This is a genomic window from Candidatus Aeolococcus gillhamiae, assembly GCF_016464765.1.
GTDB classification, from domain to species: Bacteria; Chloroflexota; Dormibacteria; order Aeolococcales; family Aeolococcaceae; genus Aeolococcus; species Aeolococcus gillhamiae.
Genome location: NZ_JAEKNS010000117.1, coordinates 1 through 8,924, shown reverse-complemented (window position 1 = coordinate 8,924; position 8,924 = coordinate 1). Strand labels below are relative to the sequence as shown.

At 63.5% G+C, this 8,924-nt stretch carries 7 protein-coding genes; 4 read left to right on the top strand and 3 right to left on the bottom strand.

Annotated elements, in window-relative coordinates:
• Positions 1-122 precede the first annotated feature (122 nt).
• Positions 123-950 carry a hypothetical protein gene (locus JF886_RS16950; protein WP_502711428.1) on the bottom strand — a complete coding sequence of 276 codons (828 nt, stop codon included), beginning with the start codon at positions 948-950 and terminating at the stop codon, positions 123-125.
• 383 nt (positions 951-1,333) lie between these two features.
• Between JF886_RS16950 and JF886_RS11335 the strand changes: the two genes are divergently transcribed.
• The 4 genes from JF886_RS11335 (at position 1,334) to JF886_RS16825 (ending at position 7,017) form a co-directional block, all read left to right on the top strand.
• Entirely contained in the window at positions 1,334-1,963 is a 630-nt protein-coding gene (locus tag JF886_RS11335) for an alpha/beta fold hydrolase (RefSeq protein WP_337312519.1), read from the top strand.
• Positions 1,964-2,255: 292 nt separating this feature from the next.
• Positions 2,256-2,858: a hypothetical protein gene (locus tag JF886_RS11330; protein ID WP_337312517.1), complete on the top strand. Its 603-nt coding sequence runs from the start codon at positions 2,256-2,258 to the stop codon at positions 2,856-2,858.
• A 1,530-nt stretch (positions 2,859-4,388) separates the two neighbouring features.
• Complete coding sequence (locus JF886_RS11325) at positions 4,389-5,468, top strand: IS630 family transposase (RefSeq protein WP_337312516.1); 1,080 nt, start codon at positions 4,389-4,391, stop codon at positions 5,466-5,468.
• Positions 5,469-6,798: 1,330 nt separating this feature from the next.
• Complete coding sequence (locus JF886_RS16825; RefSeq protein WP_350340580.1) at positions 6,799-7,017, top strand: DUF6176 family protein; 219 nt, start codon at positions 6,799-6,801, stop codon at positions 7,015-7,017.
• Here the strand turns inward: JF886_RS16825 and JF886_RS11320 are convergent.
• Positions 6,991-8,067, bottom strand: coding sequence for an IS630 family transposase (locus JF886_RS11320; RefSeq protein WP_337312514.1), 1,077 nt, complete (start codon positions 8,065-8,067; stop codon positions 6,991-6,993). The two genes, JF886_RS16825 and JF886_RS11320, sit on opposite strands and share 27 nt — an antisense overlap.
• Positions 8,068-8,339: 272 nt before the next feature.
• A complete protein-coding gene (locus tag JF886_RS11315; RefSeq protein WP_337312512.1) occupies positions 8,340-8,537 on the bottom strand; it encodes a hypothetical protein in 198 nt (65 codons plus the stop codon).
• Positions 8,538-8,924: the final 387 nt, after the last annotated feature.

Below are 8,924 nucleotides of genomic sequence, written 5' to 3'. Positions count from 1 at the left end.
ACCAAATTAGATACCTAGTGTGATTACCGGGCTACTCGTGTGCCTACGGTTTCGGCTCCAAAGCCGCTCCCGAACACCTCGGCTGAACTCGAAATCACCTCGCCGAAGTTCGTCCAACCGGATTAGCTGCGGAACCCCGGGCCCAGCACGCTTGTGTCCCGCTGGCCAGCCACCATGTAGCCCCGCAGACCCCGCGCTGCGGCGGCGGGCAGTTGGGACGAGATGAGTTCGAGGCGTGTCACGCCGACAATGGCTAAGAAACCAATCACACCCGGGATCGAGCCGTCGATGGCTAGCCGTATGGCATGTCCGGCCCCTTGAGACCCACCGGCCAAGACTAGAGGCGAGTCACCAGCCATTCCGCTCAACTGGGCGGCAGCACGGCTCGCATCGCGAGCCGCAAGCTCGTCGTCATCCCAGCAGGGCGCGCCGTCGCCGTCGCGGAGTGTCGACTCGACGATGGCTGCAAGCACCCCGTCGTCCGTGGTGGGCCGCCACTCCGCGGCCGTCTCCAATACGCTGATCCCGCGCATGTGCAATACGACCGCCGATACGCGTGTCCGGCGCCTCTCGGGGTCAAGAATGATGACGTTGGTCGCAGCGTCGTGTGCAGCCGCCAGCGCACCTTCATACCTGTCCACCATCAGCGCGCTCACGGCTGCGAAGTCGCTGTAGCCACGTAGCGGATCGAGGTCCGGATCAGCGAGATTGCGTGGCGACAACCACGAGCCTCGATCCACGACTTCATGCATGTGCTCGAGAGCCTCATCGACCCTTTCGAGTAGACACGCCAGGCACGCTTGAGCGTGCAGCAGAGCGCTCGCGCGGTCCGGGAATTGCTGACGGAGCGTGTCTGCGAGGGCAAGAGTTTCCTCGAAACGAGCCCGGGCAGCGAGGTCAACCAGTCGTGTCCAGGCGGCAAGATACAGTCGCCCGTTTGGGGTATCCACCAACCAACGACCTCCGACGGCTCTGGTGGGACTATCCTACGGGCTCCGCATGGGGATCGGACCGCTGGTCGGGAGAGGCTTTCGGGTCAAGGGTGGACTCTGGGCCGATCAATCAGAGGATCGTCGCCTCCATGCTACCGAGCTCATTTCCCCTGCGAACTACCAGACTGAGGTCCCTCGTTCGCCGAAGTCCGCTGCGGGACGTCTCGTATTGCGATTGCGGCGACCACCTAGCGATTTCCTCCGCTGCTGACCGCCGGGATCCGCCCCGTAGCGTGTCAGATAGGGTGTCAATCGATTCGGGGTCGCTCCTGCGGTCCTCCCGCCGGACGGGAGCCCCCCTCGAGCAAAGCAGTTAAGCGGCGGACGTGCAGAATCGAATGGTGAGCACGATTGGCCGGACTTCCTCGATCGTACTGCTTCACGGAGCAGGCAGCGGACCGGAGGTTTTCGCAAAGTGGCCAGCCGCCTTTCCGGGATGCCGGCTGATAGCGGTCGACATGCAGGCCGGCCTCGATGCCTCGCGCGCGTCGATGGAGGACTATCGCGACGTGGTCGAAAGGGTTGTCGAGAGTCTGCCCAGGCCGCGCGCACTGTGCGGTTGGAGCATGGGCGGTCTCGTCGCGATGATGGCTGCCCAGCGTTTGGATGTTGACCAATTGGTGTTGATGGAACCAAGTGCGCCCTCTGAGGTACAGGGAACCAACGACGGAGTCGAGATGGCAATTGGGACCTTCGACCCTCAGGAGGTCTACGGAGCGTTCGCGAGTGCGGTGACGCCTCGACCGGAGTCCCGATTTGCCCGCTCTCAACGAAAGGCTGGAATCTCAATCCCAACGCTGCCACGGTGCACGCTCGTGGTTTACGGCGAGGAATTCCGAGGGTCGCGCGGCGTCGACATTGTTCAGCGGTATGGCTGCGAGGCGCTCTATGTCCCCGGCACTACTCATCTGGATCTGGTGCTCGACGCCAGGATGCCGATTCTCGTCGCTGACTGGCTCCTCAGAGGTTAGGCACGGCGCGGCGTTCGGCGAGCGGGTGGCTGCGCGGGTTGGGTCATAGCGGCTAGAAACCTCTGTCGCAGCTCAGGCTGTTGCTCGGCCCTGCGCCGGTCGGGCGGCAGCCTGAAGCAGTCCGGCGGTTCGACACGACATCGTTACCCGTCGTTGCCATCTGAACGCAGCGTGATCGGCACGATCAAAAGAACATGCTGGCGATTGATGATGAGGGGACCGTGCCCGGCCCTCTTGATGAGTGAGACGCTCATCGTTGGCCTTTAGCCGATACCACAGATCCCGTGGCTTCGTGATCGCAGCTGGCTTGATTGTGGCGGCTGTCGGCGCCGCGGGCGTAGAAGTGTTTCACGCTCGTTTTGGGCAGATCGGTGGTTCGCACACGGACGTAGCTGGCCTACCGACTGGCCAGATTACCAGCGACTTCATCAGCGGTCGCCCGGATGCGCATGTCGCGTATCCGGACGCGACCGTTATGAAAACGATCGTCCACCCGGAGGGCCCAACGAGGAACTCGCTGGACGGGAGCTCATCGGATCCCGCGTACGTCGAGGTATTCATGGCCACGCCGGACTCTGCGGCAGCGGTCAGAGATTGGTACAGGAATGAGCTGGCGGCGCAGCACTTCACGTGCTATGGCGCCGTCGGCGCTACCTACATGTACACCGAGGACGGGTACGTCAGGGGCGATCGAGAGGTCTTGATTATCGGATACATCAAGCCGATACAAGTTCGAGGAATCCTTGGGCTGGAGGTTCCTGCGAGCCGAACAATCTTTGAAACTGACTACATCATCAATGCCGTCGCCGACGCTTTCCAACGCAGTCGCCTCCCAGGCGACTGCTACCTCACGCTCCCGACACCCACGGCATCGGCCACCTCGCCCAACCCGTGACCGGGATGCACCCCCGTGCTCGTTAGCGGGTAGTTCGCTGCCCTACAACGGCCCAAACGGCCATCCTCCGGTGCGAACTACCAGATCGATTCCGTCCCAAGCGAGGCCGCCTCAGCGCCTCGAGCGATCATCGCCTGGTTGTGTCTCTGCGGCGGGTAGGTCCCGAACGCGATGAAGGGGTTGATTGTTACGCGATGCCGCTTCGGTGTCGCCCGATACTGTTGACACCCTAGCCACGGCATCGAATATGCCGTGATCCGCCCACCCTTTCCAAGCTGCGGACATCTCATATTTTGTCTCCCTGAACGGAGTGACACTTCGCGAGTACACGATGGTCACATTGGCTCTGACCAGCCACGTCCAGTCACGACCCGTCCGGGCTAATTCCTGCCTTGCCCATTGGTGAAGCTCTGTCGCGATTCGCAGGTCCGCGGGCCGCCCATTTACCGAAGCGCTCCCAGTGATCACATCAATCATGATCTCGCCTGTGTCAGGCTCGTCGACGAGTGCGGGTCCGTCAAAGGAGATAACCCACCCTGTCGCCATCTGGGATAGCTGGTTCGCGAAGTTGCGGACAGATCCCTTTTCGCGCCGAGTGGCGGGTGGCACGACTGCAGCGTACCGCGTACTGCCCTCGCTAATGCGTGCCGTTTCGATGCCGATCCCTTGGAGCCGAGCGGACTACCAGATCGGGCGTGTCCGGTCATCCGCATCCACGTCCGGCGCGGTAGATGGACGCCAGACGGAGTTCGGCTGGAGTGAGCGCCAGTAAACGTCGGCCCGCGGCAGTGACGTATCCGGGGCGTCGCGGCCACTATTGTCAGGCTGATACGGAGGGCGTTCCGCCATCATGATGACGTGACGGCGAGTGAGTTCTCGTGATCTGGGCGAGTGGAAGAAGCTGTGACATCGTGAGATACATGCCATCCAGTCCGCGATCTGTGCTCCTCGGAGTGGCACTCACAATACTGGTCGGAGGATGCGCCCAAAACCCCACGACCAATGAGCTTCCTCCGCCAAGGGCGAGCCAGACGGCATCACCAGTCGCCATCCCGGGTTGCAGCGACGTCGCGCCCCCATCGGTTACCCCACCTGCGGGCGAGCTGATCACCCCGTCCGCTGCCGCCAACACCGTCACGGTTACCGGCGCAGACGCCGGAGCCACCGTGTTCCTGACGCTCCAGCAGCACCTGGTCGTTGCGGTCGGATCTGCCGGTCCCCCAGCGTGGAGTGGGACACCGCAGGGCGCCGAGACCTTCTGGACGCCCCCTCACGCCCCCTACCCCGGGCCGCTCTACCGCGAAGGCCTGAAGAGTTGCCCGGGTGGAAATTCGCTCGCAGTGTTTACTGCTGTCGGAACCGGCGGAACAACGGTCGCTGCCACGACTGACGCGCCATGCCTGCACACGCAACCCGTCTGCGAGATCGGACAGCAGGTAATCGAGATCTACGTGGTGGTCCGCCAACCTCGCTAGTGCAGCGGCCCACAAATAGCTTGCGCTTTAGGTGAGCTGGCAGGATGATTGGTGCATGGCCAATCGTCCCGCCCCACCCGTTGCACTCGACGACGACCAACGCAATGCGCTCACGACCTGGGCACGGAGTCGCGCTCTCCCGCAAAGGCAGGTTCTGCGGGCGCGCATCATCCTGCTTGCCGCCGAGGGAGTGAGCCACGCCGCCATCGCTGCGCAGCTCGGCTGCTCGGAGCCCACGGTGCGGCTCTGGCGGCAGCGCTTCACCGACGCCGGCATCGTCGGCCTGGAGGAAGATGCACCCGGCCGTGGCCGGCCAGCAACGTACGACCAACGCCTCGTCGCCAAGGTGATCACGGTGACACTCGGCAAGCCACCACGTGGCGAAACGCATTGGAGCAGCAGGGCTGTCGCCGGCCGTGTGGGGGTGAGCAAGTCAACCGTGCTGCGGATCTGGCAGGACCAGGACCTGCAGCCCCACCGCACGCGCGGGTTCAAGTTCAGCACCGACCCCGACCTCGAGCAGAAGGTCACCGATGTGGTCGGGCTGTACCTCCATCCTCCGGAGAAGGCGGTGGTGCTCTGTGTCGATGAGAAGAGCCAGATCCAAGCCCTGGATCGCACCCAGCCGCTGCTTCCTCTGCGCCGGGGCCAAGTGGAGCGGCGGACCCATGACTACGTCCGTCACGGCACCGCAACCCTGTTCGCCGCACTCGACATCGCCACCGGTGAGGTCACCGGACGCTGCTACGCGCGTCATCGCCACCAAGAGTTCCTGCGCTTTCTGGACCTGATCAACACCCGCTACCCCGACGTCGACCTTCACATCGTGCTCGACAACAACCGAACCCACAAGCACGCCGTCGTGCGCGACTGGCTCGAGCACCACCCGCGCTTCCACCTTCATTTCACCCCGACCAGCGCCAGCTGGATGAACCAGGTCGAGACCTGGTTCTCCATCGTTCACCGCAAGGCGGTTCGCCGTGGCGTGTTCCGCAGCGTCGCCCACCTCAAGGACGCCATCAATCGCTTCCTCGATGCCTGGAATGTGAACAAGCACCCCTTCGCCTGGGTGAAGTCAGCCGAGGAGATCCTCCGACATGCCAAACCGAAAGCTATTTCGGGACCGGCGCACTAGCTGGCTACTTCTCCCGCCTCGTCTGTCGGCTCCGCGATCGCGGCGAACCCGTGGGTGGCACGCTTTACGGACTCGTCCCTCGGGGGTTCTCACACGACGGCGGTTTTCAAGCTGGGACGGGCGGTGTTCGCCGACGGATGGGAACACTCGCCTGAGTTCGGGATCAGGGCAGCGTCGATTCGCCGACGCTTGCTACTGCCCGCCCGCCGTCACCAACGAAGATGTCAGCGACGGTGTCAAGGCAGGCCACCCTCGTCTGCCGCAGGATCTCCTCGATTGAGCTTCTCCATCAGCGCGTGGGGTGCCTGACAGGGACCACTGGTCACAGTTGTGTTCAGTCGCCTGCAGAGCGCCGGAGAGCGTCTAGGCTGCGAGTCGTATGACCGGTTCAACCAATTCCGAGGTTCATCGCCGCTTCTTTGGCGGATTGAGTACGTGGTGGGGCCCTCAGGTGCCGTTTCCCTTCTCGGTGCTGCAAGCGGACAAAGCCGGAGCGACTGTGCGGCTTCTAGGAATCGTGGTCCGGCGCTATAGGTGGAGGAGATTGAGTACGCCGAAGAGGTCTGGCCAGTGACCATGCCGTTCCTGAGCGGCATCCGCTTTCGCTCGACCGCATCGCGGACACATCCGCCAGCGGTTCGGTCGCCCAAGCGGTGTTTTCCTTACCACCGTCCCACCAGGTTCGACGCATGTAAGCAGCACCTATGTTCCATCGGGTTTAGCGCGGACGCAAGATCTCCAGGATGACTGTTCAAGAACGCCCTGATAACGCAGTGAGCTCGGACACTCTGAGATCAGGGCTTCGCCGGGTTGGAATCCAGCCGCAGCTCCTTGTAACTGAGCGGCGCGGGCTTCGGTGCCGCCGGCTGATTGGCGGATGCTGGCCTGCACCACGATGGTCGGACCAGGAGAAGTGCGATAGAGGCTAGCGCGAGCCACGTCTCCGGCGATCAAGCCGCGCGTCGACCTGCTCGTTCGGTTCGACGGGCATCGCCGCCGCCGCCGCGCCGGACAGAGAGGGCGGACCCGGTGCCACCGGCGCCGGCCGTCCTGAGCCTTCGGCGCCTGGGTCTGTCCCGGGCCACTCCTTCGGCACCCATGCGCGGGGGTGGACCGTTCCGAGGAGTTGCCGGACCCTCCGCAAGAAGCGGTGGACGAAGCGTCGGCGGCGAGGGCGTGGCGCCTGGTCGCGCTTCGCATGCTCAACGCGGACGTAGCGGTCGTACACGGTGCCGTCCATTGTGCGCCCATGCGTCGGTGGCCTTAATCGCGGGACAAACGTCTCCTGCGTCGAGTTGGCTCGTCACACCTCACGAGATATGGTGTGCCGATGATTCGGATCAGGTTCTTCAAGGTGCACCAGGACCGTGTTGAGCGGTTGGTCTCGTGGGGCGAGGAGCTGGCGGCCCGTCGGGAAGAGGTTCTAGCAACATTTGATCAGGAGACGATGCAGAGAGAGGCCGCATTCTTGATTGCCACGACGTCGGGTCCGGTCATGGTATATGTCATGGAGGCCGAAGACCTAGTGCACCGACTCAGGAATACGTAGACGGTTCGCCTTGGCGAGGATGACGTCGGCGGGTTTGATCCAAGAGAAGGGCCGGGAGTTCTTGTTCCATCCGGTGAGGAAACGACCGATGGCGGCAACCAGGGCGGGCACGCTGCGGAAGACGCCGCGTGTGATGGCGCGGCGCTGCAGGATGGAGAACCACGTCTCCACCTGATTCATCCAACTGCCCCCAATGGGCGTGAAGTGGAGATGGATGCGTTGGTTGTCGGCCAGCCAGGCGCGGACGACCGGGTGTTTGTGGGTTCGATAGTTATCGACGACGAGGTGGAGGTCCTGAGTGGGATACACGCGGGCCAGCCGCTGCAGAAAGCGCAGGAACTCCTCATGGCGGTGGCGCGCATAGCAGCGTCCGGTCACCTCGCCGGTGGCAATGTCGAGAGCTGCGAAGAGCGTCGTCGTGCCATGGCGAACGTAGTCGTGGCTGCGCCGTTCGACCTGGCCAGGACGCATCGGCAGGAGCGGCTGGGTTCGGTCCAGCGCTTGGATTTGGCTCTTCTCATCAACGCACAGGACCACCGCTTTCTCAGGTGGATGCAGGTAGAGGCCAACGATGTCGGTGACCTTGTCCACGAGGTCGGGATCAGGGCTGAACTTGAAGCTGCGCGTGCGATGCGGCTGGAGGCCGTGATCTTTCCAAACTCGCAAGACGGTGCTGTGGCTGATCCCGAACCGAGCACCGAGCTGGCGGGCGCTCCAATGGGTGCTGCCGTCCTTGGGCACCTCCATCGTCGCCGCCACCACGCGGTTGATGAAGTCCCGGGGCAGTTGCGGTTTCTGGCCGCGTCCGCCGGCTTCCTCGAGGCCCTCCACCCGGGCTTCGCTGAAGCGCCGACGCCATCGGCGGACGGTCAGACGATTGCATCCCAGCCGCTCCGCGATGACGTCGCTGGCGACGCCGTCGGCGGCCAACAGCACGATCTTGGCGCGCAACACCTGACGATGTGGCAGCGATCGGCTGCGCGTCCACATCTCCAACGCGGCGCGCTCTTCGGTGGTCGGCAATAGCGGAGGCGAAGGGTGATTTGCCATACCCGGAAGCGTGCATCATCTCGCACGCATCCGTCTACCTATTCGCCTTCCAGCGCACTAGTGACGGCAAGCGCGGCAGCCCGAGACCATCCGTTTCCCATCGACATCGACCACCGCGCCGTGATGACAGACGTGATCGACGGTCCGATAGATGTAACGACGCTGTTCGACATCAGCCGGTGAAGCAGCCCGGGGTACACCCGCCGGATCCGGCCCCGCCGGATAGCTGCCCGTCCCAGTGATTAGCGGACACTCGCGTGTGCCGTGCGCTCCTAGCTGGATGGCGCCCCCAGGAAGAAGAACTCTCGGCCGTCAGTCATGGCCATGCGCTTTGCTTCCTTCCAGGCTTCGTAGCCGTCGCCGAACGGAATGGATTGCTGTGCGAACGTCATAAGCCCCTCGAAGAAGTACGGCTGGCTGGATGCCTCGTGAAGCGTGCTGCACACTCGTGCGCTCATCGGTTTGGCCACCGATCGCAAATCGTCCAGCGATCCTGAGGGTCAGGGCCTCCAGAAGGGTTGGGTCGACCGCGTCCTGGATCCGTCCCCAGGTCACGAAGTAAGCCGAGGCGCCCTTGTCAGTGCTGACCTCGATCGCCACCCAGTTTTCCACGACCGCATGATGGCGGCTCGCTGGCCTCACGGGCGAAAGGCATCCAGGGTAATCAGCAGATGTTTGGCCTGGCCGACCACTCACCCACGCGCCGGGTCAGCCCTTGACGGCGCTCGCCGAAACTAACCAGCCTCGCTCGTTGAAACTGTCCAGGTGAGGCGCGGTTGGCGAAGCGTAGTGGATGTCGCCTCGTTAGGCAGCACCTCCGGCGTTCACGGCGCTGCGCACCTTGGCCACAGCCTCGC